The sequence below is a fragment of the Mycolicibacillus koreensis genome (genome assembly GCF_002104795.1).
Taxonomy (GTDB): domain Bacteria; phylum Actinomycetota; class Actinomycetes; order Mycobacteriales; family Mycobacteriaceae; genus Mycobacterium; species Mycobacterium koreense.
Genome location: NZ_NCXO01000007.1, coordinates 22,586 through 48,949, shown reverse-complemented (window position 1 = coordinate 48,949; position 26,364 = coordinate 22,586). Strand labels below are relative to the sequence as shown.

Genomic DNA, 26,364 nt, shown 5'->3' with positions numbered 1-26,364 from the left:
AGGGGCGCGGCGCGAGCACCCCGAGCGGTAGGTCACGATTCGATAACATTGATAGATCAGCTTATTAACTCGTGGTGTGTCGCATATCCGCTGGTTGATCGGGTGTATTTGTGGGTATCCAGTCGACGCGCCGTGTGACTGCGGTTTGATCGGGCACTTCGGAGCGCATACGGTCGTTGTACCGATGCACTGAGTTTTGATTTGACGATTGACGACTGATTCGGATTGTGGTGACTGCTGACTCGTTATGAACCGCGCTGAGGAACACGTAAGCCAGCGGGCGCGAGCGGAGTCGCTGCGCCCCCCGACCGGCACCGACGCCATCGCCATGCGGGATCTCGCCGCGGCGACGGAGGTGCTCGACGTCAACTCCACCTACTCCTACCTGCTGATGGCGGTCGACTTTGCCGCCACCTCGATCGTCGCCGAGCGCGACGGTGCGCTCTGCGGCTTCATCACCGGCTACCACCCGCCGGACCGTCCCGAGGTGCTGTTCGTCTGGCAGGTGGCGGTTGCCGAATCCGCCCAGGGCACCGGGCTGGCCAGCGCGATGATCGACGCACTGACCCACCGGGTGCGTGCCGACCGGCACGGGCATCCGCTGACGGTGGAGACCACGGTGACCCCCAGCAACGAGGCCTCGCGGGCCTTCTTCGCGGCGTTCGCCCGCCGCCACGGAGTCACCCTCACCGAACACGAGGGCTTCGGCGCCGAACTGCTCGACGACGGAGCCGGCGGCGAGGACGCCCACGAGCCCGAACCGATGCTGCGGATCGGGCCGATCACCGAACCCCTACCGAACGGCCCGGGCTCCTAGGACCCGGACCGCGGGCCGCGGCGGCCCGGAAATCTTTGCAGAACGCCTGCTGGGTAACCGAATGGAGGATCCCCATGACCACCTTGACCAGCATGACCGAAAGCAACCTTCCCGACGTTTTCACCAACGTCGAATCCGAGGTGCGCAGCTACTGCCGGGGATGGCCCACGACGATGGCCACCGCCAGCGGATCCTGGATCACCGATGCCGACGGGCGCCGGTACCTGGACCTGTTCGGCGGGGCGGGGGCGCTCAACTATGGGCACAACAACCCCGTCCTCAAGGAGCCGCTGCTGGAGTACCTGGCCTCCGACGGGATCGTGCACTCGCTGGACATGGCCACCGTCGCCAAACAGCACTTCCTGGAGACGTTCAACGACCGGATCCTGCAGCCGCGCAACCTCGACTTCAAGGTGCAGTTCCCCGGCCCCACCGGCACCAATGCGGTGGAGGCGGCGTTGAAGCTGGCCCGCAAGGTCACCAACCGCGAGTCGATCATCAGCTTCACCAACGCCTTCCACGGCATGACGCTGGGTTCGCTGTCGGTCACCGGGAACTCCATGAAACGCGCCGGCGCGGGCATCCCGCTGGTGCACGCCACCCCGATGCCCTACGACAACTACTTCGGTGGGGTCACCGAGGACTTCCAGTGGTTCGAGCGGGTGCTCGACGACTCCGGCAGTGGCCTCAACCGCCCGGCCGCGGTGATCGTGGAGACCGTGCAGGGCGAGGGCGGTCTCAACGTGGCGCGGGTGGAGTGGCTGCAGGCGCTGGCCGAACTGTGCCACAAGCGCGACATTCTGCTCATCGTCGATGACGTGCAGATGGGGTGTGGGCGCACCGGACCGTTCTTCAGCTTCGAGGAGGCCGGCATCGTCCCCGACATCGTCACGTTGTCGAAGTCGATCTCGGGCTACGGACTGCCGATGGCGCTGACCCTGTTCCGTCGGGACCTCGACGTGTGGACCCCGGGGGAGCACAACGGCACCTTCCGCGGCCAGAACCCGTCGTTCATCACCGCCACCAAGGCGATCGAGACGTACTGGTCGGACCCGACGTTCGCCACCGAGACCGCCGTCAAGGGCGACTTCATGCGCGAGCGCCTCGAGGGGATCGCCAAGAAGCACGACGGGGTGCGCGCCCGGGGCCGCGGGATGGCCCAGGGGCTGCGCTTCGAGCAGGAGGACGCGGCCAGCGCGGTGTGCGGGGCGGCCTTCGATCGCGGCGTGCTGATGGAGACCAGCGGACCCTCCGACGAGGTCGTCAAACTGCTGCCCCCGCTGACCACCTCGCGCGACGACCTGGCGCACGGCATGGATGTCATCGCCGAGGCCGTCACGGCGACCCTGGTTTGACGAGACCTGCCTGACGAGAGGAGTTGTAACCGATGATCGTGCGTACCACCGACGAGATCACCGGCACCGACCGCGACGTGGCCGACAAAGCCTGGCGGTCCAAGCGGATCGTGCTGGCCGACGACAACGTGGGGTTCTCGTTCCACGAGACCACCATCCAGGCCGGATCGGTCAGCGAATTCCACTACAAACACCACTACGAAGCGGTGTGGCTGGTGGAGGGCAAAGGCACCCTCACCGACCTGGAGACCGGCATCGACTACCCGTTGGCTGCCGGTTCGATGTATCTGCTCGACGGCCACGAGCGGCACCGCATCGTCTGCGACGAGCAGATGCGGATGCTCTGTGTGTTCAACCCCCCGGTGACCGGACGGGAGGTTCACGACGAGACCGGCGCCTACGCCGCCCCGCCAGCGCAGGCATGACCCAGGCGACCCTCACACGCCTCCAAGACCGTTACCCCACCCGACTCGGCCACGCGATCAGTCCGGTCCCGCGGGTCGAGTCGGCGGTGTGGGGAACCGCCCACGACGGACCGCTGGGGCACCATGACCTGCAGCGTTTCGATGACAACGGCTACCTGATCCGCCCCGACACCGTCGACTCCGACCAGCTCGGGCCGGTGCAGCAGGAACTGGAACGTCTCGGCGCGGCCCTCGACGACGACCCGCGGGTCATCCGCGAACCCGGCGGCGGGATCCGGTCGGTGTTCGCCCCGCACCTGCTCAGCGACGTGGTCGCCGAGGTGGTGCGGTTGGACACCGTGCTGCCGATCGCCCGGCAGATCCTCGGCGGTGATGTCTACATCCACCAGGCGCGGATCAACATGATGCCGGGGTTCACCGGCACCGGGTTTTACTGGCACTCGGACTTCGAGACCTGGCACGCCGAAGACGGCATGCCGGAGATCCGCGCGGTGTCCTGCTCGATCGCGTTGACCGACAACTATCCCTACAACGGGTCGCTGATGCTGATCCCGGGCTCCCACCAGACGTTCTACCCGTGTGTGGGCGCTACCCCCGACCACCACCACGAGACGTCGCTGGTGCGTCAGGAGATGGGGATCCCCGACCAGAACACCCTGATCAAAGAGGTGGATCGCGCCGGTATCGACCAATTCACCGGTCCGGCCGGCTCGGCGTTGTGGTTCGACGCCAACCTGCTGCACGGGTCGGGCTCCAACATCACCCCGCTGCCGCGGTCCAACGTGTTCGTGGTGTTCAACTCGGTGGACAACCGGTTGGCCGACCCGTTCTGCGGTGCGCCGCCACGCCCCGAGTATCTCGGCGCCCGCGACCCGCACGCTACCGTGGCGTTGTGAGCGAACTGGCCCCCGAAGGGGTGCGCAAGGCGGGCTTCGTCGTGGCCGGCGAAGGTGCGCTGGCGTTGATCGCCGCGGCGGTGCTGGTGGTGCGCGGCCTGGCCGGCGCCGACCAGAGCGCGGTCAACGGTTTCGGCACCGCGGCCTGGTTCGTGCTCGTGGGTGCGGTGGTGACCGCCGGCGGCGTGGCGTTGGTGCGCGGGCACCGCTGGGGGCGTGGCATCGCGGTGTTCACCCAGTTGCTGCTGCTTCCGGTCGCCTGGTACGTCGCGGTCGGCTCGCACCAGTGGGGTTACGGCATCACCGTCGCGGTGGTCGCGCTGGGGGTGCTGGCGCTGCTGTTCAGCCCCGCGGCGGTGGCCTGGGCGGCCGGGTCGGCTCAGTCCGGGGGATCCGGCGATGCCGCTAATCCGGCCAGCGCCGGCCCCGAGAGCCGATAGGTCGTCCACTGCCGCTGCGGGTCGGCGCCGACGGTGTCGTAGAGCGCGATCGCATCGGTGTTCCAGTTCAGCACCGCCCACGACAACCGGGTGTAGCCGTGCTGCACACAGTGCCGCGCCAGGGTCGCCAACAGGGCCCGCGCCACGCCGCGGCGCCGAAAGGCCGCCCGCACGAACAGATCTTCCAGGTGCACCCCGGCCACCCCGTCCCAGGTGGAGAAGTTGAGAAACCACACCGCGGTGCCCGCCACCGCGCCGTCGACCAGCGCGACATGGGCATGCGCGACCGGCGCGGGCCCGAACAGTGCGGTGTGCAGCGCGGTTTCGGTGACCGTGCACTGCGCCGCGGCGTCCTCGAAGGCGGCCAGCTCGTGGACCATCGCGGTGATCGCGGCGACGTCGCCGGGGCGGGCCGGGCGGATCTGCAGGCTCACGGCGGGCTCACCGACAATGCGTTGAGGATCGCACCGAACTTCGCGGTGGTCTCGGCCACCTCGGCGTCGGGCTCGGATTCGGCGACGATGCCGCCCCCGGCGCGGGCCAGGACGTCACGGCGGTCGGTGCCGAGCTCCGCGCCGCGCAGCGACACCACCCAGCGGCCGTCACCGCCGGCGTCGCACCACCCGGCGGCCCCGGCGTAGAACCCGCGGTCACCCTCGAGACGGTCGATGAGCCTGATCGCCGCATCGGTGGGCACCCCGCCGACCGCCGGGGTCGGGTGCAGTGCCAGCGCCAAATCCAGTGCACTGGTGCTGGTATGGCGGAGCCGGCCCCGGATCGGGGTGCTCAGATGCCACAACGTGGCGGTGCGGCTCAGCTGCGGGGTGTCGGCGATCTGCAGATCGACGCACAACGGGTCCAGCACCGCGGCCATGGCGTCGATCACCAGTCGGTGCTCGTGCAGATCCTTGCCGGAGGCCGCCAGCGCGGCGCCGTTGCTGCGGTCGCGCTGCGGATCGCGGTGACGCGGTGCGGAGCCGGCGAACGGTCGGGCGGTCACGGTCTGCCCGCACCGGGTCACCAGCAACTCCGGGCTCGCGCCGACCAGCGCCCGCCCGGCATAGCCGGGACCGGCCGCCGACAGGTCGACCAGGTAGCCGTAGCCGGTGGGGTCGGCGGCCACCAGCCGGGTCAACACGGCCCGGGCATCCAACGGTGCGACGGCGCGCAGCCGCAGCGCCCGGGCCAACACCACCTTGTGCATCGCGGTACCGTCGGCGCGCAGCATGTCCACCGCGGCGGCCACTCGGCGGCGGTGCTCGTCGACGTCGGGCTCCGCCGCGGTGATCTGCACCGCCGGCAGCGGGCCGAGATCCCATCGTGGTAGCTCAGCGCTGTGCTGCACCGTCGCCGGGCTCATCAGCGCCGTAGCATCTCCGGGACGAAACGGCAACGCGCCCACCACGATCGGGGTATCTCCGCGGCGCAAGGCATCCTGGGCGGCAGCGGCCGACGCGTAGTGCTCGGCGGCCGCGGGCACCACCACCGCACCGTCGGGGCCGGCGAGGACGAACGCCGGTTCAGTCATCGCCGCCGCCGGTGAGCCCCAGCGCGGCGAGCTGGGGCAGGCCGTGCTCGAAACCGGCGACGGCGACCGAGGCGGGCGGCATCGCGAAATGGGTCCCGTTGACCAGCGGCAGACCCAGCCAGCGGGTGATCACCGCGCGGGAGAAATGACTGTGGCCGACGAACACCACGTCGCGGTGCGCCGGCTGCGCGTTCGCCAGGGCCACCGCGCGATCGGCGCGGGCGCTGACCTCGGCCACCGACTCGCCGTCGGGGCAGCCGTGGGTCCACACCAGCCAGTCGGGCACCGTCCGGCGGATCTGGGTGGTGGTCAGCCCTTCATAGGCCCCGTAGTCCCACTCGGCGAGCAACTCGGTGGTCTCGGTGACGGTCAGCCCGGCCAGCTCCGCGGTGCGCACCGCACGCTGCCGGGGGCTGACGAGCACGAACGGGTCGGTGAGGTTCAGGTGCCGCAGCACCTCGGCCGCCGCCGATGCCTGCGCGCATCCGGTGGCGGTCAGCGCCAGGTCGGTGCGCCCGGTGTGCTGGCCGGTCTTTGACCACTCGGTCTCCCCGTGACGCAGCAACAGCAAGCGCCGCTGCGGCGGTGGCTGCGCGGTGTCCACGGGATCCGATTGTGCCGCAACCATCCGGCGCAACCATCGGTGGGCATGTCAGGATGGCAGTCGGGGCCGCGACGCGACGCGGCACGACGCGCGAGGAGGGCGTGAGTGACACGGATGCGGGTGTTGGCGGTGGCCAACCAGAAGGGCGGGGTGGCCAAGACCACGACGGTGGCCTCGCTGGGGGCGGCGATGGCCGACCAGGGCCAGCGGGTGCTTCTCGTCGACCTCGACCCGCAGGGGTGTCTGACGTTCTCGCTGGGCACCGATCCCGACACGCTTCCGGTCTCGATCCACGAGGTGCTGCTCGGTGACGTGGAGCCGGACACCGCGTTGGTCGACACCCCGGAGGGGATGACCCTGATGCCGGCCAACATCGACCTCGCCGGTGCGGAGGCGATGCTGCTGATGCGGGCGGGCCGCGAGTATGCGCTCAAACGCGCCCTGGCCAAACTCGATGACCGGTTCGACGTCGTGCTCATCGACTGCCCGCCGTCGCTGGGAGTGCTGACCCTCAACGGTTTGACCGCCGCCGACGAGGTGATCGTGCCGCTGCAGTGCGAGACGCTGGCCCATCGCGGGGTCGGCCAGTTGCTGCGCACCGTCACCGATGTTCAGCAAATCACCAACCCGGAGCTGCGCCTGCTCGGCACCTTGCCGACCCTGTACGACTCGCGCACCACCCACAGCCGCGATGTGCTGTTCGACATCGCCGACCGCTACGAACTGGCGGTGCTGGCCCCGCCGATTCCGCGGACGGTGCGCTTCGCCGAGGCCAGCGCCTCGGGGGCCTCGGTGCTCGCCGCCCGCAAGAACAAGGGGGCCGCCGCCTACCGCGAGTTGGCCGAGTCGCTGCTGAAGTACTGGAAGACCGGTGCCAAGCTGCCCACCTTCACCCCGCAGGTGTAGCCGCCGCGCGGAGCTTCAGCCCAGGGCGACCAGCGTGTCGCCGCGCTGTTCGAGGATCGTCGAACCGGAGACCGCCGCGATGACCGCCGCCGCATCCGACGGCCGGCTCAGCGCGATCGTCCGCTCGTGAACACCGGTCTCGGGCTGATAGACCGCCACCCCCGCGGTGACCGGAACCAGCAGCCGGTCGGCCATCATCGTCGCCGGCCCCACCGGTCGGCCGGTGTCGGCGGTCTCGGTGAGGGTGTAGCGGTAGGTCAGATCGGCGCTGTCGAACACGGCGACCGCATCACCGGTCCACCAGGTCACCAGGGCACCGGCGCGCGACACCGCCACCGCATCGACGGCGGCGCCGCTCGGGGCAGTGCGCAGCGCCGTCGCGGAGACCGTCGCCCCGGTCTCGTCGATCACCGCGACATGCGGATGCGGGCTGGGCAGGTATACCGCCGTGGTGGTGTCGACCACAGCCAGCACCCGGGCCGTCGACTCCGCGCCGACGCCGGGCAGCGGCACGTCGCGCTGCTCGGGTTCGTCCTCGTCCTTGCCGGGGCGCAGCAACGTCAGGGACAGCTCGTCGCGGTCGGCGCACGACTCGAGCACCGACACCGCAGCGGCGCTGGCCGCGGCCGAGCCGAGCGTGCACCCGCTGTTACGCCCGCGAGCCGACGGTTTCACCCGGGCGTCGATCTCGCCGTAGGACAGGGTGCGGACCAGATCCGAACGCCACGTCTCCAACCGGGTGCGTCCCGCCGACAACAGGGCCGTGCCGTCGGAGGAGAGCCGCACCGTCTCGTCGGCGTAGCTGGAGCGGGCCGGTCCGCGCCGGCCGGTGGAGGCGTCGATGGCGCTGACCTGACCGCAGCCCCGCCGGTCCGGGTAGACGGCCACCGCGTAGCGGTACACCCACGACACCCCGCACAAATCCACACCGCGGCGGAAACTCCAGACGGTCTCGCCGGTCTGCGGGTCCCGCCCGCTCATCTGCGGCCCGGCACCGACCACCACGGTGCCGTCCATCAGCACCGGCCGGGTGGTCGCCGGGCTCGGCGTCGTCCACAGCTCAGCCACGGCCAGCGGCACCGCCACCGCCGGGGTGGGCTGGGGCAGCGGGATGGTCGCGGGCGAGCTGTCGGTGTGCCGGGCGTCGCTGACCCACCAGATCAACGCTGCGGCCACCGCGATCACCACCACGATGGACGCAGCGGCCAGCAGGTCGGCCCGGGTGCGGCGTTCGGGTTTGACCATCCCGATGCGTGATTGCCCGCCGGTCAGTTGCCGGCGGCCGGTGTGGCGTCGGCTGTCGCACGGGGGCGACGCCGGCGCCGACGGCGCCGCGGCGCCTCGCCGGTCTCACCGGCGGGGGTGTCGGGGCCCGTGGTCGGCGCGGTCGATGCGGCGGCGGTGCCGTCGGCGGTCACCGGTTTGCCGCCGCGGGTACGCCGCCGCGACCGGCTGCGCCGCGGCCGACTGGCCGCCGTCTCCGTGCCGCTTTGGCGGCGGTCCCGGCCGGACCGCTCCGGCCGACTGCCGGCGGTGGTGCGGGGCTTGCCGACCCGGCCGCTGACATCCTCGGGGATGTCCAACTCGGCGTACAGGTGCGGCGAACTCGAGTAGGTCTCGGCCGGGTCCGGGCAGTCCAGATCCAGCGCCTTGTTGATCATCGCCCAGCGGGCCAGCTCGTCCCAGTCGACCAGGGTGACCGCCACCCCGGTGCGTCCCGCGCGGCCGGTGCGCCCGATCCGGTGCACATAGGTCTTCTCGTCGTCGGGACACTGATAGTTGATGACGTGGGTGACATCGTCGATGTCGATACCGCGGGCGGCCACGTCGGTGGCGACCAGGACGTCGTTCTCTCCGGTGCGGAACGCCTTGAGGGCCTGTTCGCGCGCCCCCTGCCCCAGATCGCCGTGCACCGCGCCGACCTTGAACCCGCGGCCGGCGAGCTCGTCGGCGACTTTCTGGGCGGTGCGTTTGGTGCGGGTGAAGATCATGGTGGCGCCGCGCCCGCGGGCCTGCAGCACCCGGGTGACCAGCTCGGCCTTGTCGAGCGCATGGGCGCGGTAGACGAACTGCTCGGTGGCGTCGTGCACCGCCGACGAGTGCGGCGCCTCGGCGCGGATGTGCGTGGGCTGGTTCATGAAGCTACGCGCCAGCGTCACGATCGGGTCGGGCATCGTCGCCGAGAACAGCATCGACTGCCGGTCGTCGGGGGTCTGGGCCAGGATCCGCTCGATGTCGGGCAGGAAGCCCAGGTCGAGCATCTCGTCGGCCTCGTCGAGGACCAGCACCGACAGTCCGCCGAGCTGCAGGTGGCCCTGCTGAGCGAGATCGAGCAGCCGGCCCGGGGTGCCGACCACCACGTCGACCCCGGCCTGCAGCGCCTCGATCTGCGGCTCGTAGGGGCGCCCCCCATAGATGGAGACCACCGCGACCGGTCGGTCGGCGGTGGTCAGATATTTCGCGGCCTCGGTCAGGTCGTTGTAGACCTGCAGGCACAACTCGCGGGTGGGCACCACGATCAGGGCCCGCGGGATGCCGGTCAACGGACGGGTGTCGTCACCGGTGATGCGGTGCAGCAACGGCACCCCGAACGCGAACGTCTTGCCCATGCCGGTGCGGGCCTGACCGATCAGGTCGTCGCCGGCCAGCGCGAGTGGCAGGGTCAACTCCTGAATCGCGAAGGGATGTTCGATGCCGTTGTCGGCCAGGGCGCGCACGATCTCGTCGCGCACCCCGAGCTCGGCGAAGCTGTGCTGGGTGGTGATTGGGGTCATCAGAAGTGGTGAGCCTTTCGCGGTATCTCGATGGCGATCGTTGATCTGTCCGAGCGCGCACGAGTCCGGAAACCTCGTCTGATCCCAGATCCTTCACCGGGGTGGTCACCAGGGTCCGCAACCGGCCGTGTGTCCAGCATCGACGCGGGGGCACCCGGGACTGGGGCCGCCCACGCGGCTGTGGCGACCGGAGCCGGCCAACAGGGCCGACCAGTGCACGCACATTTCTTGTGATCGCGGCGGTGGTCCACCGTGATCGTCCACCATCATAGCTGGTGGATCGGGTCGGTGGGGGCGGCGCACGGCCGCAGGCATCGCCGCCGCCGCGGCACGCGGCGCGCGAGACGCTTTAGAGTGGGTGCAATGAACGCCCTGCCGCCCTCCGATGAGCTGACCACCGCGCCGTCTCGGCTGCCGGCGGATCATCCGGGGATCAACGAGTTGTTCGCCCTGCTCGCCTACGGGGAGATCGCGGCGTTCTACCGGCTGACCGACGAGGCTAAAATGGCGCCTGACCTGCGTGGACGAATTTCGATGGCGAGCATGGCGGCTGCTGAGATGCGGCACTACGACCTGCTGCGCGACACCCTGGAACGCCGCGGTGTCGACGTGGTGCCCGCGATGACGCAGTACGCGGCCGCCCTCGATGACTACCACCGGTTGACCATGCCGAGCACCTGGCTGGAGGCATTGGTCAAGACCTACCTCGGTGATGCGTTGGCGGCCGACTTCTACCGCCAGATCGCCGACGCGTTGCCCGACGAGGTCGCCGACGTGGTCCGTGAGGCGCTCTCGGAGACCGAGCACTCTCAGTTCGTCGTCGCGGAGGTTCGCGCGGCAGTGACCACCAGCGCCAAACAGCACAGCCGGTTGGCGCTGTGGTCGCGCCGGCTTCTGGGGGAGGCGATCACCCGGGCGCAGTACGTCCTGGCCGACCGCGACGAACTGGTCGACCTGGTGCTCGCCGGAACCGGCGGACTGGGCCAGGTCACCGAGTTTTTCGACCGGATCCAGCACACCCACGACACCCGGATGCGGGAACTGGGCTTGGCCTGAGCCGCCGGTGCGCCATATCGGCGCCGGTCACAGCGTGCAGGTGGCCAGCATCGAGTTGTTCGCCGACTGCGCGATCAATTGACCGGCCGCATCGGTGATCGTGCAGTTGAGTTCCGAGCGCAGGCTGCTGGCGGTCACCGACCGCACCGTGACGCCCGGGTTCAGCACCACCCGACGGCTCCACGGCAGTGACACGTTGACATCGGTGCGCGGAAAGCCCTGCTCATCGGTGTAGACGATGGTCACCAGATCCAGCAGCGGTTTGGTCCCGGTGACCCGGTAGGTGACGGTCCGCGGGTCGGGGGCCGGCGCCGCGGTGGGCGGGGCGGTCGCCGACGGCGGCGTCGTCGTGGCCGGGGTCGTGGCCGGGGTCGTGGCGGGGGTAGTGCTGGGGGTCGCGGTGGTGGTCCGCGGCGGCACACTGGTCACCGTCTCGGCGGGCAGCGACGTCGGCGGCGGCGGGGTCGCGATGACCGTGCGGGTCGGCGGGGCCGACACGGTGCCGGCGGTGCCGCCGTTGCCGCCGCCCTGCAGGATCAACGCCGTGGCGATCACCGCGATCACCAACACCACCGCGGCGGTGATCGCCACCGGCCGCCAGTGCGGGGCCGCGACCGCGCCTCCGGCGTAGTCGTCCTCCCCGTAGTCGCCGTAGTCCGCGTAATCGCCGTAATCGCCGTAGTCCCCGTACTCCGAATACTCGTCGTCGGACCCGTATTCGTCGCCGTACCCGCCGTACCCGGCGTACCCGGCGGCGCGGTCGGCGGTGTTGTCGCGGCGGCGCCGGTCGCCACCGGCGAAACCGCGGTAGGGGCTCGACACCCCGTGCGGCCGGGAACGCCGGTGACCGGTGGACTCGTCGCTGAGGTAATCCGCGTAGTCCACGCGGTCACGGCGGCGGGAATCGAGATCGGTCACGGTGCGACGGTATCGGCGTACCCGGTCGGGCTCGTCGCGACGCGCAGGCCCGTTAGCGAACTGTTATCGCAGTTGGCGGGTGTTTTCCGGCGCCGTGCGCACCGCGGTCGGTGCGGACGTGAAGCCGTCACGCCCCGTCCACTAGCCTTCTGAGGGAGACGTCTACTCAAACGAAAGGGGCCGGCGTGGAGGTCAAGATCGGGATCACCGACAGCCCGCGCGAGTTGGTGTTCACCAGCGCGCAGACACCCGAGGAGATCGAGGGCCTGGTCACCGCCGCATTGGCCGACGGATCGGCGTTGCTGCCCTTCACCGACGAGAAGGGACGCAAGTTCCTCGTCGTCACCGCCAAGGTCGCCTACGTCGAGGTCGGGGCCGCCGACACACCGCGGGTGGGCTTCGGGATCGCCGCGATCGGCGCCTCCGGGGCCAAATCCGGCAAGAAGTAAGGCGGCAAGAAGGTAAGCCGGCGCGGCTACTGGCGGGTTAGCGGCACGTGGGACAGCCCGCCCCACGCGAACTGCACGGTGCCTTCGACCGCGTTTTCCTTGGAGATCGGGCGGTTGTTCGACAGCCAGTAGCGTGCACAGTCGACGCTGACCCCGACCAGGCCGACCGCGACCATCCGCGCCCGGTGCGGGTCGAGCCCGGAATCGGCGGCCACCAGATCGAAGATCGCGTCGGTGCAGGCCTCGGTGGCCACTCGCACCTGGGCGGCGACCTTCGGTTCGGAGACGTAGTCGTTCTCGAAGATCAGCCGATAGCCCTGGCCGTCGTGTTCGATGAAGTCGAAGAACGCCTGCACCGCGGCATGCAACCGCTGACGGTTGTCGGTGGTGGTGCGCAACGCCTGGCGCACCCCGGAGACCAGGTTGTCCACATGGCGCTGAAGCACCGCCAAATACAGTTCCAGCTTCGATGAGAAGTGCTGGTAGAGAACGGGTTTACTGACCCCGGCGCGGTCGGCGATCTCATCCATGCCCGCGGCGTGATATCCCCGGTCGACGAATACCTCGCTGGCGGCCACCAACAGCTGGCTGCGCCGCTCGTCGCGCGGTAGGCGGTTGCCGCGCCGCGCCCCACGCTCGGCTGTGTTGGCACGCTCGCTCATCAAATCCTCAATCCGGCTTGGCTGCTCAGCCTGGCCGCGTCGGGGCCATGACCGCCCCGACATTACTCTGACGCCCCCACCCCGGCGTCGCCTGCACCGGCGAGGATGCGCCGCGGCGACCCGTACAGGGTTCGGGCGTGCCGAAAACGTGCTGGCTGCGCCGGGTATGCCATTCTGGAGCGGTGACCTACGATCCGGCGCGGCACGGGGGCGGGCAGGTGCCGGTGCTCCGTGATCAGTGGCGTGAGCCGCTGCGTGCTCGACGGGATCCGCTCGAAGGCGGCCCGGGGCGTGCGCGCGCCGACCGGCAGGGCCCGCGCTGGCGTAAACAGAGCTGGCTGGGGCGGTTCGTCTCCACCTACGGGTGGCGCGCCTACGCGCTGCCCGGGCTGATCGCGGTCACCGGGGTCGTGCTGTATCAGACCGTGACCGGTACCACCGCGTCGAGCAGCCTCGCCGACGACCCGGTGCAGGGCCCGCCCACGATCGGATCCCAGGGCACCGCGATCGTGGGGGCGCCGCCACGCGGGCTGACCCAGTTCGACGCCAACCTGCCGGCCGGCAAACTGCCCGATGGGGGCTTCTACACGGTCGCCGGCGCGAAGACCTGGCACATCGTGCCCGGGGTGATGGGTCCGGTCGGGCAGGGCGAGGACAAGATGTTCACCTACACCGTCGAGGTCGAGGACGGCATCGAGACGGCCGGGTTCGGCGGTGACGTGTCGTTCGCGACGCTGGTCGACCAGACGTTGAGCAACCCCAAGAGCTGGATTCACAACGCGCAGTTCGGGTTCACCCGCATCGACGCCTCCTCGCCGGAGGAACCGGACTTTCGGGTGTCGCTGACCTCGCCGATGACCGTGCGGGAGGGATGCGGCTACGAGATCGAGTTGGAGGCCTCCTGCTACAACCCGGTCTACGGCGCCGACCGGGAAGCGCGGGTGTTCATCAACGCCGCCCGCTGGGAGCGGGGCGCCATGTCGTTCCAGGGCGACAACGGCTCCTACCGGCAGTACCTGATCAACCACGAGGTCGGCCATGCGATCGGCTACGAACGGCACGAACCCTGCGAGAAAGAGGGGGCGCTCGCGCCGATCATGATGCAGCAGACCTTCTCCACCGCCAACAACGACGCCGCTCGGTTCGACCCGGACTGGGTGCACGCCGACGGCAAGACCTGCCGGTTCAACCCCTGGCCGTACCCGATCGCCTGAGGGCGTCGGGAGGCTCCTGAATGCGTCGGGAAGCTTTGGTGCCGGTTTGCCGTTGCACCACTCACCTGCTGTGATGTCGGTTGCTGATCCGGACGCGGTCAGATCCCGCCCGCGACATCGGCGACCGACCACCCAGACCCAGAACCAGACCCAGACCAGACCCAGACGACAAGGAGATTTCCCCGTGTCGACACCGTTGCCGCCGCTGGTTGAGCCGGCGGCTGAGTTGACTCGCGACGAGGTCGCCCGCTACAGCCGCCACCTGATCATCCCCGACGTCGGCGTCGACGGGCAGAAACGGCTGAAGAACGCCCGGGTGCTGGTCATCGGGGCCGGCGGGCTCGGCGCTCCCACCCTGCTGTACCTGGCGGCCGCCGGGGTCGGCACGCTGGGCATCATCGACTTCGACGTGGTCGACGAGTCCAACCTGCAGCGTCAGGTCATCCACGGCGTCGCCGACATCGGCCGGCCCAAGGTCGAGTCCGCCCGCGACTCGATCAGGGCGATCAACCCGCTGGTCGACGTGCGCCTGCAAAACACCCAGCTGACCACCGACAACGCCGTGGAACTGTTCGGTGACTACGACCTGATCCTCGACGGCACCGACAACTTCGCCACCCGCTATCTGGTCAACGACGCTGCGGTGCTCGCCGGCAAGCCGTACGTGTGGGGGTCGATCTACCGGTTCGAGGGCCAGATCTCGGTGTTCTGGGAGGACGCCCCCGACGGTCGGGGGCTCAACTACCGCGACCTGTACCCCGAGCCCCCGCCGCCGGGAATGGTGCCGTCGTGCGCCGAGGGCGGGGTGCTGGGCATCCTGTGCGCCTCGGTCGGCTCGGTGATGGGCACCGAGGCGATCAAACTGATCACCGGCATCGGGGAGCCGCTGCTGGGCCGGTTGATGGTCTACGACGCGCTGGAGATGAGCTACCGCACCGTGAAGGTCCGCAAGGACCCGGCCACCCCGAAGATCACCGAACTGATCGACTACGACGAGTTCTGCGGGGTGGTCTCCGATGCCGCCGCCGACGCCGCCGCCGGATCCACCGTCACCCCGCGCGAGCTGCAGGAGTTGCTGCGCTCGGAGCGCAAGGTGGCGCTGATCGACGTGCGCGAACCCGTCGAATGGGAGATCAACCACATCGACGGCGCCGAGTTGATCCCGCAGTCGTCGCTGAAGACCGGGGAGGGGCTGGCCAAATTGCCGCAGGACCGCACGCCGGTGCTGTACTGCAAGACCGGGGTGCGGTCGGCGGAGGCGTTGGCGACCCTGAAAAAGGCCGGTTTCTCCGACGCGATGCACCTTCAGGGCGGCATTGCGGCCTGGGCCCGGCAAATAGATCCCGACATGGTCATGTACTAACCGCACAGTCGGCGAGCGCACCGTTAGGCTGGCTTCGTGACTTTCGAGCCGCCCCCCGATCATGTGCTGGTGGCATTCGGGCTGAGCGAGGTGCACCCGGTGTCGCTCGGCGTCAGCTGGGAAGGGGGCTGGCGCTGCGGCGAGGTGGTGCTGTCGCTGGTCGCCGACAATGCCCGGGCCGCATGGTCGGCCAAAGTCCGCGAAACCCTGTTCGTCGACGGGGTGCGGCTCGCCCGGCCGGTGCGTTCCACCGACGGCCGCTATGTGGTGGCCGGGTGGCGCGCCGACACGTTCGTCGCCGGCACACCGGAGCCGCGCCACGACGAGGTCGTCTCCACCGGCATCCGGCTGCATGAGGCCACCAGCAAACTCGAACGGCCCCGATTCCTGACCCAGGCGCCCACCTTGCCGTGGAGCGAGGTCGACGTCTTCAGCGTCGCCGACCGGGCGGCCTGGGAGGAGCGGCCCCTGCAGGCGCTGCCGCCGGGCGCCCAGGTCGCCCCCGGCTCCGCCGACGGTCAACGCTCGGTGGAGCTGATCAACCAGCTCGCCGGGCTGCGCAAGCAGACCAACAGTCCCACTCAGCTGGTGCACGGCGACCTCTACGGCACGGTGTTGTTCGCCGGCAGCGCCGCCCCCGGGATCACCGACATCACCCCCTATTGGCGGCCGGCGTCCTGGGCGGCCGGGGTGGTCGTCGTTGATGCGCTGTCCTGGGGAGAGGCCGATGACGGGCTCATCGAACGGTGGGACGCGCTTCCGGAATGGCCGCAAATGCTGCTGCGGGCGTTGATCTTCCGGCTGGCTGTGCACGCGCTGCACCCCCGGTCGACCGCCGAGGCGTTCCCCGGCCTGGCGCGCACCGCCGCGCTGGTGCGGATGATGCTGTAAGCCGCAGGCCCCTCTGGCCGCGCGCGGCCCACCCGCGCTGGGCCCGCCCGCCGGCCGCGCAGTTGGCCGACCCACCCGCCGGCGCACCGAAACGTGCGGCTCACCGAGTCTGACCGGTCGGCTGCCACCGATAGACGGCCAGATCCACCCTGCCGTCTCTGGCCAGCACCCCTTCGGCGCGCAGCCGCGCCAGTTGTTCGTCGCCGAGGTGGCGTGCCGGCCGTCCGCTGGCGCGGATCACCCGGTGCCAGGGCAGGTCGGCGCCGTCGGTGCGCAGAATCCAGCCGACCTGACGGGCACTGGTCAGTCCGGTGGCCGCCGCGAGATCGCCGTAGGTGGCGACCCGCCCCGGCGGGATCGCGACGATCAACGCGCGCACCGCCTCGACCTGCGCGTCGGTGATCGGCGGCATGCTCAGCCCCGCGGCAGCCGGGTGCGGATCAACTCGGCGACCTGCGTCGGGAGGGCCTGGGCCACCATGTGCTGACAGGGCAGGTCGACGAGCGTGAACGCCGCGCCGAGGCGCTGACGCAGACCGCCCACGAGGTCCTCGCCCACATAGGCGGGGTCGCTGCCGGTGGCGCGCACCACCGTGGTGGGGGTGCCAGCGGGCAGCTGCGGGGCGCGGGCCAGCTCACTCCAGTACGCCATCATCGCCGGCAGACAGATCCGCCAACCGAAACGCCCGGTGGGTAGCGCGATCAGATGTTCGGCGAGGTCGGCGTCGAGCACCGCGGCGGGGACATCCGACCACGACCCGTGGGCCTTCTCCGCGCGGGCCTCGGCGACATCGGGATAGTCCGGCGAGGCCAGCGTCGCCTCGGCGATCTCGCGCATCCACGCCCCGTCCAGCCCCACCGCCGGATCGAGCAACACCAGCCCGGACACCAGATCCGGGCGGGCCCGGGCGAACGCCAAGGCGATCGCCCCGCCGAACGAGTGTCCGACGACCAGCACCGGATGCCCGCCCTCGGCATCGAGCAGCCCCGCCAGTGCCGCCACATTCGCCTCGATCGTCCAGGGCGCCTCCCAGCTGGACCGGCCGTGCCCGAGCAGGTCGGGCGCGAGCAGGCTCACCTGCGGCAGGTGCTCGAGGGCCAGCTGCTCCCAGCGCCGACCGTGCCCGGTCAGTCCGTGCAACGCCAGCACCTGCGCCCGGCCCTCGGGGCCGAACCGGTGCACATGCAGTCCCGTGTCCACCGCTCGATGATCCCAGCCCGCCGCGTGCACACCGACCGCGGCCACCGATGTCGGTGCGGTGTGGTGTCATGCGGGCATGACCGCGTCCCCGCATCCCCGTTGGCCGGCCGGGGCCACCGCCGCGCTGGACCCCGGCGGGCACGGGACGCTGCGGGTGTTGGGCGGCCCGGGCACCGGCAAGACCAGCCTGCTCGCCGACGCGGCGGCCGCGCACGTGCGTGCCGGGCTGCACCCGGGGTCGGTGCTGGTGCTCACCGGGGCCGGACCGATGCCGGCGTCGGCGCGCACCGCCCTGACGCGGGCACTGTTGCGCGCCGGCGGTGACGCGGTGATCGCCGAACCGGCGGTGCGCACCGTGCACAGCTACGCGTTCGCGGTGCTGCGGCGCGCCGCCGACCGCGCTGGGGATCCGCCGCCGCGGCTGGTGACCGGCGCCGAACAAGACGGCATCATCCGCGAACTGCTCGCCGGCGACCTCGCCGACGGTGCCGGGCGCTGGCCGGGCGTGCTGACCCCGGCGCTGCCCACCGCCGGATTCGCCGACGAGTTGTCCGACCTGCTGGCGCGCTGCGCCGAACGCGGCGTGGACCCGGCGGCGTTGCAGCGCATCGGCCGCCAGCACCGCCGCCCCGAATGGGTGGCCGCCGGCCGATTCGCCCGGCAGTACGAGCAGGTCATGCGCCTGCGCGCGGCGGTCGGCACGGCCGCCCCCCAGGCGACCATGCCCACGCTGGGGGCTGCGGAACTGGTCGGCGCCGCGCTGGTGGCCTTCGCCGCGGACCCGGAGTTGCTGGCCGCCGAACGCGCCCGGATCACCCTGCTGCTGGTCGACGACGCTCAGCAACTCGACCCGCAGGCCGCCCGGCTGGTGCGCGTGCTGGCCGCCGGGGCGAGGCGCACCCTGCTCGCCGGCGACCCCGACCAGGCGGTGTTCGGGTTCCGCGGTGCCGACCCCGCCGCCCTGCTCGGCGCGGACACCCCGGCGGTGCGGTTGACGGTCTCGCAGCGGTGCGCGCCGGCGGTCGCCGCGGCGATCACCGCGGTCGCCGACAAGCTGCCCGGCCGTCGCCATCCGGTCACCGGTTGCGGGACCGAGCCGGGCGCGGTCAGCGTGCGGGCGGCGGTGTCCGAACACGCCGAGGCCGCCCTGATCGCCGATACGCTGCGCCGCGCCCACCTCGTCGACAAACTGGCCTGGTCGCAGATGGCGGTGATCGTGCGTTCGGTGCCCCGGGTGGCCGGCGCGCTGGCGCGGGCACTGACCACCGCGGGGGTGCCGGTGGCGTTGCCGGCCACCACCGGCGCGCTCGCCGAGCATCCTGCGGTGGCCGCCTTGCTGACGGTGCTGCACGCCGCCGCCGACCGGCTCGACGCCGAGCGGGCGGTGCGCCTGCTCACCGGGCCGATCGGCCGCATCGACCCGGTGTCGCTGCGGGCGCTGCGCCGGGCGCTTCGCCGCAGCGCCGACGATCCGACCGCGGACTCCGATGCGTTGCTGGTCGCGGCGCTGCGCGCCGGGCCGCCCGCCGATGTGCCCGCGGCGCTGGCGCGCCCGTTGCGCCGCGTTCGCGCGGCCCTCGACCACGCCACGCGCAGCGCCGCCGCCGGCGAGGATCCCCGCCACACGCTCTGGCAGGCCTGGCACCACAGCGGCCTGCAGCGGCGTTGGCTGACCGTCGCCGAGCGGGGCGGGGCCCTCGGTGTGCAGGCCGACCGCGACCTGGCGGCGGTGACCGCCCTGTTCGACGTCGCCGAGCAGTACGTGAGCCGCACCGGCGCGGCCACCGTGGCTGGCCTGCTCGAGTTTGTCGCGGCGCTGCGGTTGCCCACCGGCGCCGATACCGGCCCCAGCGGTGAGGCGGTGCGCCTGGTGAGCGCCCACGCCGCGCTGGGCCACGAATGGGATCTGGTGGTCGTCGCGGGACTGCAGGACGGCTTGTGGCCCAACACCGTTCCGCGCGGCGGGGTGCTGGGCACCCAACGGCTCCTCGACGTGCTCGACGGGGTCCCCGAGCACGCCTCGGTGCGGGCACTGCTGGTCGCCGAGGAGCGCCGCCTTCTGGTCGCGGCGATGGGCCGGGCCCGCCGCCGGGTGTTGGTGACCGCCGTCGACGGTGCCGGCGCCGGCGGAGACGACGCGGCCGTGCCGTCACCGTTTTTCACCGAGCTCGCCGACAGCGGAAAGGACCCCGCCGCCGACGACGCCGGGCCGGTGAGCGCACCGCGCGTGCTGTCGGCCTCGGCGGTGGTGGGACGGTTGCGCGCGCTGGTCTGCGCCCCGGCCGGCGTGATCGACGACGCCGCCCGGTCTCGTGCAGCCACCCAGCTGGCGCGGCTGGCGCGGGCCAACGTTCCCGGTGCCGACCCGGCGACCTGGCCGGCGATGACCCCGCTGAGCACCACCGAACCGCTGCTGCCCGCCGGGGCGGGCCACACGGTCACGCTGTCGCCGTCGACGCTGGGCATCCTCACCGACTGTCCGCTGCGCTGGCTGGCCGAACGGCACGGCGGCCGGGACCGCGACACCGGAGAACTGCGTTCGACGATCGGGTCGATGCTGCATGCCCTGGCCGCCGAGACCGGCCGGACGGAGGCGGCGCTGCACGCCGAGCTGGAACAGGCCTGGACCCGGCTGCCGTTCGGGTCGGCGTGGTACGCCGCCAACGAACTCGACCGGCACCGCGAGATGTTGGCGGCGTTCCTGCAATGGCGGGCCAACAGCCGGGCCCGCTACACCGAAATCGGCGTCGAGGTCGACCTCGACGGGCTCCTGGAGGAACCGTCGGCCGCCGGGCCGGGCATCCGGCTGCGCGGCCGCATCGACCGGGTGGAACGCGACGAGGCGGGCCGGCCGGTCATCGTCGATCTGAAAACCGGCCGCAGCCCGGTCAGCAAGGACCAGGCCCAGCAGCACGCCCAGTTGGCCGCCTACCAGCTGGCGGTCAGTGCGGGGCTGCTGGCGCCGAACGTCGACCCCGACGCCGAGCCCGGCGGTGCCCGCCTGGTCTACCTGGGTAAACCCGGAGCCGGCGGGCCCATCGAACGGGAGCAGGACCCGTTGACCCCCGAGGCGGCGCAGCAGTGGCGTGAGCGGGCCCGCGCGGTCGCCGCGGCCACCACCGGACCGCAGTTCATCGCCCGGGTCAACGACGGCTGCGATCACTGCCCGATCCGGTCGACCTGCCCGGCCCACCGGGACGTCCGGTGAGCGCCCGCTACAGCCCGGCCGACCTGGCCGACGCCCTGGGGCTGCACCCACCGACCGCCGAGCAGGCCGCGATCATCGCCGCTCCGCCGGGGCCGCTGGTGGTGATCGCGGGAGCGGGAGCCGGGAAAACCGAGACCATGGCCGCGCGGGTGGTGTGGCTGGTCGCCAACGGCTACGCCGACCCCGCCGAGGTGCTGGGGCTGACCTTCACCCGCAAGGCCGCCGGCCAGCTGCTGCGCCGTATCCGCGCCCGGCTGGCGGCCCTGGCCGCCCGCGCCATGGTCTCCGGACCTGACGCGGTGAGCGGCAGCCCCACCGTCGCCACCTACCACGCGTTCGCCGGCCGGCTGCTGCGCGAACACGGCATGCGCGCCGGAATCGAACCGCACACCCGGCTGCTCGCCGCGACCGAACGCTGGCAGCTGGCCTACGACGTGGTGTGCGGCTATCCGGGGGCGCTGGCGGTGAGCAAAACCCCCGAGGCGGTCACCACGATGGTGCTGCACCTGGCCGATCAGCTCGCCGAGCACCTGGTCGACACCGCCGGCTTGCGCGACACCCACCGCGATCTCGAACAGCTGGTGCTGACCCTGCCCCCGGGGCCGCGCCAGCGGGCCGAACCCAACCAGGAGCTGATGCGGCTGCTGGCGGCCCAGACCGAGCGCAGCGCCCTGGTGCCGCTGATCGACGCGGTGAACGCGCGAATGCGGTCGGAGGCGGTGATGGATTTCGGGACGCAGATGGCGGCCGCGGCGCGGCTGGCCACCGACCTGCCCGAGATCGGTGCGGAGCTGCGCCGCACCTTCCGGGTGGTCCTGCTCGACGAATACCAGGACACCGGTCACGCCCAGCGGGTCGCGCTGTCGGCGCTGTTCGGCGGCGGCGCCGACGACACGCTGGCGCTGACCGCGGTCGGTGACCCGATCCAGTCGATCTACGGCTGGCGCGGCGCCTCGGCCACCAACCTGCCGCTGTTCACCACCGATTTCCCCCGGGCGGACGGCACCCCCGCGCCGACGCTGGAGCTGGCCACCAGCTGGCGCAACCCGCCGTCGACGCTGGCGGTGGCCAACGCGGTCTCCGCGCCGGCCCGCGACCGCTCGGTGACCGTCCACGAACTGCGCCCGGCCCCCGACGCGGCGCCGGGCACGGTGATCGCAGCTCTGCTGCCCGATGTGGTCGCTGAACGGCAGTGGGTCGCCGAGCACCTGCAGCGTCGCTACGCGCAGGCCGCGGCCGCCGGTACGGCGCCGCCGAGCGCGGCGGTGCTGGTGCGCCGCAACGCCGATGCCGCCCCGATGGCCGAGGCGTTGCGGGCGCGCGGCGTGCCCGCCGAGGTGGTCGGGCTGGCCGGTCTGCTGGCGCTGCCCGAGGTCGCCGACGTGGTGGCCACGCTGCGGCTGGTGGCCGACCCGACCGCGGGCGCGGCCGCCCTGCGGGTGCTGACCGGGCCGCGATGGCGGCTGGGCGCCCGCGATGTGGCCGCGTTGTGGCGCCGCGCCCAGGCGCTGGCCGATCCGCCCCCGGCGCCGGCCCGCGCCGTCGAGGTGGCCGCCCAGGCGGGCCCCGACACCGACACCGCCTGCCTGGCCGACGCCATCACCGACCCCGGACCACCCGCGGATTACTCCCCGGCGGGCTATCGCCGCGTGGTCGCCCTCGGTGAGGAACTGGCCGTGCTGCGCGGGCATCTCGACCATCCGCTGCCGGATCTGCTCGCCGAGGTGCGCCGGGTCACCGGGGCCGACGTCGAGGCCCGCGCCGCCCACCCGGTGTCCGCGCCGGGGTCCGGGACCGAACAACTCGACGCGTTCGCCGACGTGGTCGCCGCCTATGCCGGCTATGCCGCCCGGGCCGGCGGGGGCACCGACAGCGGCGCCGCGCCCACCGTGACCGGCCTGCTGGCCTACCTCGACGCCGCGGCGGTGGTGGAGAAGGGACTGCCGCCGGCGACCCCACCCCCGGCCCCCGACCGGGTCCAGGTACTCACCGTGCACGCCGCCAAGGGGCTGGAGTGGCAGGTGGTGGCGGTGCCGCACCTGGTGGCCGGGGTGTTTCCCTCCACCGCCTCACGCAGCACCTGGCTCACCGATCCCGGGGAGCTGCCGCCGCCGCTGCGCGGGGACCGGGCCTCGCTCAGCGCCCACGGGGTGCCGTTGCTCGACACCGACGGCATCACCGACCGCAAACAGCTCGGTGACAGCATCAACACCCATCGCGCCCAGCTCGCCCAGCGGCGCATCGACGAGGAACGCCGACTGCTCTACGTCGCGGTCACCCGGTCGGAGGACACGCTGCTGGTCTCCGGACATCACTGGGGCGCGACCGGACTCAAACCGCGCGGGCCCTCGGGGTTCCTCGAGGAACTGCACGCCACCATCGGCGGCGGTGACGGCCGCAGCCCGGTGGGCACCGTCGACTGCTGGGCGCCGGCGCCGGCGGCGGGGGAGACCAACCCGCTGCGTGAGGCCGTGGTCGAGGCCGTCTGGCCGGTCGACCCGGCCGGGGAGCGCCGCGCCGATGTGGACCGGGGGGCGCAACTGGTGGCCGCGGCCCTCGCCGCCGGCCTCGACACATCCGATGACGACGACGATCCGCAGGGATGGGCCGCCGACGTCGACGCGCTGCTCGCCGAGAGGCAGGCCGAACCCGCCGCTGCGCCGGACGCGAGCGTTGCGGTGTCGGTGAGCTCGTTGGTGGAGTTGGCCGCCGACCCGTCGGCGGCGCGTCGACGTGGCCGGCGCCTTCCGGTGCGCCCCGACCCGCATGCGCTGCGCGGCACCGCGTTTCACGAATGGATCCAACGGTTTTACGGCGCCGATCGTCTTTTCGACCTGGCCGACCTGCCCGGCGCGGCCGACAGCGACCACGGTGCGCAGGACGACGAATGTCTAGAACAGCTGCAGCAGGCGTTCCTCGACTCGCCGTGGGCGCAGCGCACACCGATCGCGGTGGAGGTGCCCTTCGAGCTGGTCTTGGGGGAGACGATCGTGCGGGGCCGCATCGACGCGGTGTTCACCGAATCCGACGGCGGTGCGACCGTGGTGGACTGGAAGACCGGCGGTCAACCCGACGGGGAGGGCGCGCAGGCCGCGGCCGTGCAACTCGGTGTCTACCGGCTGGCCTGGGCGGCACTCAGCGGCACCCCGGAAGCAATGGTGCGCACCGCGTTTCACTATGTGCGCTCCGGGGTCACCGTGTACCCCGAGCCGGTGCCCGACCGGGCCGAGTTGACCGCGTTGGTCGCCGGCCGGTGATCCGGCGGGCCGGCGCCGGTCGACGTGGTTACATTGTGCGATGGCCAGAGGGAAGTTGCGCCGGCTGGGCGGTCTCGACGAGACGTTGACCGCCCAGCCCGACTACGCGCTGGTCGGGGTGCTGCGGATCCCGGAGAGCGACTCGCCGACCCGCGCGATCATGCGCCGCATCACCATCGCGATGGGGGCGATGCTGGCGGCGGTCATCGTCGTCTACTTGACCCGCGACGGCTACACCGACGTGCGCGGCGAGCCGATGACCCTTTTGGACTGCATCTATTTCGCGACCGTGTCGCTGACCACCACCGGGTACGGCGATGTCACCCCGGTGACCGAGTACGCCCGGCTGACCAACATCTTGATCATCACCCCGCTGCGGGTGGCGTTCCTGGTGGTGTTGGTCGGCACCACCGTCGAGGTGCTCGCCGAACGGTCCCGGCAGGCGTTGAAGATCCAGCGTTGGAGGAAACGAGTGCGCAATCACACCATCGTCGTCGGCTACGGGACCAAGGGTAAAACCGCGGTGGTGGCCATGGTCGGCGACGACGTCCCGACCGGCAACATCGTCGTCGTCGACACCGATGAGTCCGCGCTCACACACGCCGAGAACGCCGGGCTGGTCACCCAACTCGGCGACGCCACCAAGGCCGACGTGCTGCGGCTGGCCGGCGCCCAGCACGCCGCGGCGATCATCGTGGCCACCAACCGTGACGACACGGCCGCACTGGTCACCCTCACCGCCCGCGAGATCGCCCCCAACGCCAAGATCGTGGCCTCGATCCGGGAGGCCGAGAACCAGCACCTGCTGCAGCAGTCCGGTGCGGACTCGGTGGTGGTGTCCTCCGAGACCGCCGGGCGACTGCTCGGCATCGCCACCTCCACCCCGCGGGTGGTGGAGATGATCGAGAACCTGCTGTCGCCGGACACCGGGCTGACCATCGCCGAACGGGAGGTGGCCCAGACCGAGGTGGGTGGGTCCGCGCGGCATCTGCGTGACATCGTGCTCGGGGTGGTGCGCGACGGACAGTTGCTGCGCATCGACGCCCCCGAGGTCGACACCGTCGAGGCCGGCGACCGGTTGCTCTACGTGCGTACCGCGGCCAGTTAGGGCCCGCGCGTGGAGTTTCGGCTGCAACACACGCCCCTGCTGTCGCGGGTCGGGGCGGATCGCTCCGACCAGCTGCGCACCGACGTCGACGCCGCCGTCGCCGGCTGGGCCCAGGCGGCGCTGCTGCGCATCGACGGACGCAACCAGGTGCTGGTCACCGACGGCGGGCGCGTGGTGGTGCAGCGGGCCGCCGACCTCGCCGACGCCCCGCCGCGCAACGCGGTGTTCCTGGGCCGCATCGACGGTGGCCGCCACGTCTGGGCGATCCGCGACCGGCTGGCCGCCCCCGACGAGGCCGGCGAGCCCGCCACCGTGCTCGACCTGCGCCGCGGCGGCCACCATCTCGACGATGTCAGCGCGCAGCTGGTGGCGTCGGCCGTCGCGCTGCTCAACTGGCATGAGCGGGCCCAGTTCTCCGCGGTCGACGGCACCCCCACCCGCGCCACCCGGGCCGGCTGGGCGCGGGTCAACCCGCTCACCGGCGACGAGGAGTTCCCCCGCATCGACCCGGCGGTGATCTGCCTCGTGCACGACGACGCCGGCCGGGCGGTGCTGGCACGTCAAGCCGGCTGGCCGCCGCGGCTGTTCTCGCTGCTGGCCGGGTTCGTCGAGGCCGGTGAATCGTTGGAGAGCTGCGTGGTGCGCGAGATTCGTGAGGAGATCGGGCTGAGGGTGCACGACGTGCGCTACCTGGGCAGCCAGCCGTGGCCGTTCCCGCGGTCGCTGATGGTGGGGTTCCACGCCGTCGCCGACCCCGGCCAGGAGTTCGTCTTCGCCGACGGGGAGATCGTCGAGGCGGCCTGGTTCACCCGCGAGCACATCGCCGCCGCGCTCGATGCCGGGGATTGGTCGAGTAACTCCGAGTCGCCGCTGCTGTTGCCCGCGTCGATCTCGATCGCCCGCGAGATCATCGAATCGTGGGTGGCGGCGGGCTGAACCCCCGCCAGAAAGGTCAGCCGAGCTCGGCCAGCTTGGCCTTGACCTCCTTGACGCTGGGGTTGGTCAGCGTCGAGTCGTCGGCGAACCGCAGGGTGGGCACCGTGTGGTTGCCGTCGTTGACCGAGCCGACGAACTCCGCGGCGGCGGAATCCTTCTCGATGTTGATCTCGGTGTAGGCGATGCCGGCGGCCTTCAACATGGTTTTCAGCCGCAGGCAGTACGGGCACCACGGAGTGGAGTACAAGGTGAACGCGCCGGTCTCGGCGGGTGCGGAGCTCATAGTGGCTCCAACCTATCCGCTGACGGCGGCCGCGTTCTCACCGCCCGGCGCGCCGCCCTGCCACGGCGCTGTCC

General features: G+C 71.6%; 25 protein-coding genes. 15 read left to right on the top strand and 10 right to left on the bottom strand.

Translation table 11 applies throughout. The features are described 5' to 3' along the window. Positions 1–247 precede the first annotated feature (247 nt). From ectA to B8W67_RS04875, 5 genes are all read left to right on the top strand, one after another. Positions 248–817, top strand: a complete 570-nt coding sequence (gene ectA / locus B8W67_RS04895) for a diaminobutyrate acetyltransferase (RefSeq protein ID WP_069393337.1) — start codon at positions 248–250, stop codon at positions 815–817. Positions 818–891: 74 nt separating this feature from the next. After that, positions 892–2,172: a diaminobutyrate--2-oxoglutarate transaminase gene (gene ectB / locus B8W67_RS04890; protein ID WP_085302521.1), complete on the top strand. Its 1,281-nt coding sequence runs from the start codon at positions 892–894 to the stop codon at positions 2,170–2,172. Between the two features lie 32 nt (positions 2,173–2,204). Further along, the gene (locus B8W67_RS04885; protein WP_085302519.1) at positions 2,205–2,597 is read left to right on the top strand and encodes an ectoine synthase; all 393 of its coding nucleotides are present in this window, start codon (positions 2,205–2,207) and stop codon (positions 2,595–2,597) included. After that, positions 2,594–3,493: an ectoine hydroxylase gene (thpD, locus tag B8W67_RS04880; RefSeq protein WP_085302518.1), complete on the top strand. Its 900-nt coding sequence runs from the start codon at positions 2,594–2,596 to the stop codon at positions 3,491–3,493. Before B8W67_RS04885 ends, thpD begins: the two co-directional genes overlap by 4 nt. Then, on the top strand, positions 3,490–3,933 hold the full coding sequence (locus B8W67_RS04875) for a hypothetical protein (RefSeq protein WP_085302516.1): 444 nt from the start codon (positions 3,490–3,492) through the stop codon (positions 3,931–3,933). Before thpD ends, B8W67_RS04875 begins: the two co-directional genes overlap by 4 nt. Here B8W67_RS04875 and B8W67_RS04870 read toward each other — a convergent pair. The 3 genes from B8W67_RS04870 to B8W67_RS04860 are packed head-to-tail and all read right to left on the bottom strand — an operon-like array spanning position 3,873 to position 6,065. Beyond that, positions 3,873–4,367, bottom strand: coding sequence for a GNAT family N-acetyltransferase (locus B8W67_RS04870; protein ID WP_085302514.1), 495 nt, complete (start codon positions 4,365–4,367; stop codon positions 3,873–3,875). The two genes, B8W67_RS04875 and B8W67_RS04870, sit on opposite strands and share 61 nt — an antisense overlap. After that, positions 4,364–5,461, bottom strand: a complete 1,098-nt coding sequence (locus tag B8W67_RS04865; protein WP_085302512.1) for an isochorismate synthase — start codon at positions 5,459–5,461, stop codon at positions 4,364–4,366. The genes B8W67_RS04870 and B8W67_RS04865 overlap by 4 nt, the downstream gene beginning before the upstream one ends. After that, on the bottom strand, positions 5,454–6,065 hold the full coding sequence (locus B8W67_RS04860; RefSeq protein ID WP_234806662.1) for an acid phosphatase: 612 nt from the start codon (positions 6,063–6,065) through the stop codon (positions 5,454–5,456). The genes B8W67_RS04865 and B8W67_RS04860 overlap by 8 nt, the downstream gene beginning before the upstream one ends. 105 nt (positions 6,066–6,170) lie before the next feature. Here B8W67_RS04860 and B8W67_RS04855 point away from each other — a divergent pair, with 105 nt between their 5' ends. After that, entirely contained in the window at positions 6,171–6,971 is an 801-nt protein-coding gene (locus tag B8W67_RS04855) for a ParA family protein (RefSeq protein WP_069393344.1), read from the top strand. 15 nt (positions 6,972–6,986) lie between these two features. Here B8W67_RS04855 and B8W67_RS04850 read toward each other — a convergent pair whose 3' ends face one another. Continuing rightward, positions 6,987–8,216, bottom strand: coding sequence for an Rv3212 family protein (locus B8W67_RS04850; protein WP_085302508.1), 1,230 nt, complete (start codon positions 8,214–8,216; stop codon positions 6,987–6,989). Positions 8,217–8,239: 23 nt separating this feature from the next. Continuing rightward, entirely contained in the window at positions 8,240–9,745 is a 1,506-nt protein-coding gene (locus tag B8W67_RS04845) for a DEAD/DEAH box helicase (RefSeq protein WP_069393346.1), read from the bottom strand. Between the two features lie 363 nt (positions 9,746–10,108). Here B8W67_RS04845 and B8W67_RS04840 point away from each other — a divergent pair, with 363 nt between their 5' ends. After that, entirely contained in the window at positions 10,109–10,801 is a 693-nt protein-coding gene (locus B8W67_RS04840; RefSeq protein WP_069393347.1) for a ferritin-like fold-containing protein, read from the top strand. Positions 10,802–10,828: 27 nt separating this feature from the next. Here the strand turns inward: B8W67_RS04840 and B8W67_RS04835 are convergent, their stop codons facing one another. After that, positions 10,829–11,719 (bottom strand): MmpS family transport accessory protein, encoded by an 891-nt coding sequence (locus tag B8W67_RS04835; protein ID WP_085302506.1) that lies wholly within the window; start codon positions 11,717–11,719, stop codon positions 10,829–10,831. Positions 11,720–11,904: 185 nt separating this feature from the next. Between B8W67_RS04835 and B8W67_RS04830 the strand changes: the two genes are divergently transcribed. Beyond that, positions 11,905–12,168: a DUF3107 domain-containing protein gene (locus B8W67_RS04830; RefSeq protein WP_069393349.1), complete on the top strand. Its 264-nt coding sequence runs from the start codon at positions 11,905–11,907 to the stop codon at positions 12,166–12,168. 26 nt (positions 12,169–12,194) lie between these two features. Here B8W67_RS04830 and B8W67_RS04825 read toward each other — a convergent pair whose 3' ends face one another. After that, the gene (locus B8W67_RS04825) at positions 12,195–12,830 is read right to left on the bottom strand and encodes an HTH-type transcriptional activator FasR (protein WP_069393350.1); all 636 of its coding nucleotides are present in this window, start codon (positions 12,828–12,830) and stop codon (positions 12,195–12,197) included. 182 nt (positions 12,831–13,012) lie between these two features. Between B8W67_RS04825 and B8W67_RS04820 the strand changes: the two genes are divergently transcribed. The 3 genes from B8W67_RS04820 to B8W67_RS04810 all read left to right on the top strand — a co-directional run bounded on the left by B8W67_RS04820 (position 13,013) and on the right by B8W67_RS04810 (position 16,298). After that, a complete protein-coding gene (locus B8W67_RS04820; RefSeq protein WP_069393351.1) occupies positions 13,013–14,044 on the top strand; it encodes a DUF3152 domain-containing protein in 1,032 nt (343 codons plus the stop codon). Between the two features lie 184 nt (positions 14,045–14,228). Then, a complete protein-coding gene (gene moeZ, locus B8W67_RS04815; protein ID WP_085302504.1) occupies positions 14,229–15,407 on the top strand; it encodes an adenylyltransferase/sulfurtransferase MoeZ in 1,179 nt (392 codons plus the stop codon). Between the two features lie 36 nt (positions 15,408–15,443). Next, positions 15,444–16,298, top strand: a complete 855-nt coding sequence (locus tag B8W67_RS04810) for a TIGR02569 family protein (protein WP_069393353.1) — start codon at positions 15,444–15,446, stop codon at positions 16,296–16,298. Positions 16,299–16,398: 100 nt separating this feature from the next. Here B8W67_RS04810 and B8W67_RS04805 read toward each other — a convergent pair whose 3' ends face one another. Continuing rightward, complete coding sequence (locus B8W67_RS04805) at positions 16,399–16,710, bottom strand: MGMT family protein (protein WP_085302502.1); 312 nt, start codon at positions 16,708–16,710, stop codon at positions 16,399–16,401. Between the two features lie 2 nt (positions 16,711–16,712). Beyond that, positions 16,713–17,498 carry an alpha/beta hydrolase gene (locus B8W67_RS04800; RefSeq protein WP_109561710.1) on the bottom strand — a complete coding sequence of 262 codons (786 nt, stop codon included), beginning with the start codon at positions 17,496–17,498 and terminating at the stop codon, positions 16,713–16,715. 76 nt (positions 17,499–17,574) lie between these two features. Here B8W67_RS04800 and B8W67_RS04795 point away from each other — a divergent pair, with 76 nt between their 5' ends. Genes B8W67_RS04795 through nudC form a run of 4 tightly spaced genes read left to right on the top strand, consistent with a single transcriptional unit; the run spans position 17,575 to position 26,007 of the window. Continuing rightward, entirely contained in the window at positions 17,575–20,706 is a 3,132-nt protein-coding gene (locus tag B8W67_RS04795; protein WP_085302500.1) for an ATP-dependent helicase, read from the top strand. Next, entirely contained in the window at positions 20,703–23,963 is a 3,261-nt protein-coding gene (locus tag B8W67_RS04790; protein WP_085302498.1) for an ATP-dependent helicase, read from the top strand. Before B8W67_RS04795 ends, B8W67_RS04790 begins: the two co-directional genes overlap by 4 nt. A gap of 40 nt (positions 23,964–24,003) precedes the next feature. Further along, positions 24,004–25,071: a potassium channel family protein gene (locus B8W67_RS04785; RefSeq protein ID WP_069393357.1), complete on the top strand. Its 1,068-nt coding sequence runs from the start codon at positions 24,004–24,006 to the stop codon at positions 25,069–25,071. Between the two features lie 9 nt (positions 25,072–25,080). After that, positions 25,081–26,007, top strand: coding sequence for an NAD(+) diphosphatase (nudC, locus tag B8W67_RS04780; protein WP_085302496.1), 927 nt, complete (start codon positions 25,081–25,083; stop codon positions 26,005–26,007). A gap of 16 nt (positions 26,008–26,023) precedes the next feature. On the opposite strand, the gene B8W67_RS04775 is transcribed toward nudC, so the two are convergent. After that, on the bottom strand, positions 26,024–26,290 hold the full coding sequence (locus B8W67_RS04775; protein WP_069393359.1) for a mycoredoxin: 267 nt from the start codon (positions 26,288–26,290) through the stop codon (positions 26,024–26,026). Positions 26,291–26,364 lie beyond the last annotated feature (74 nt).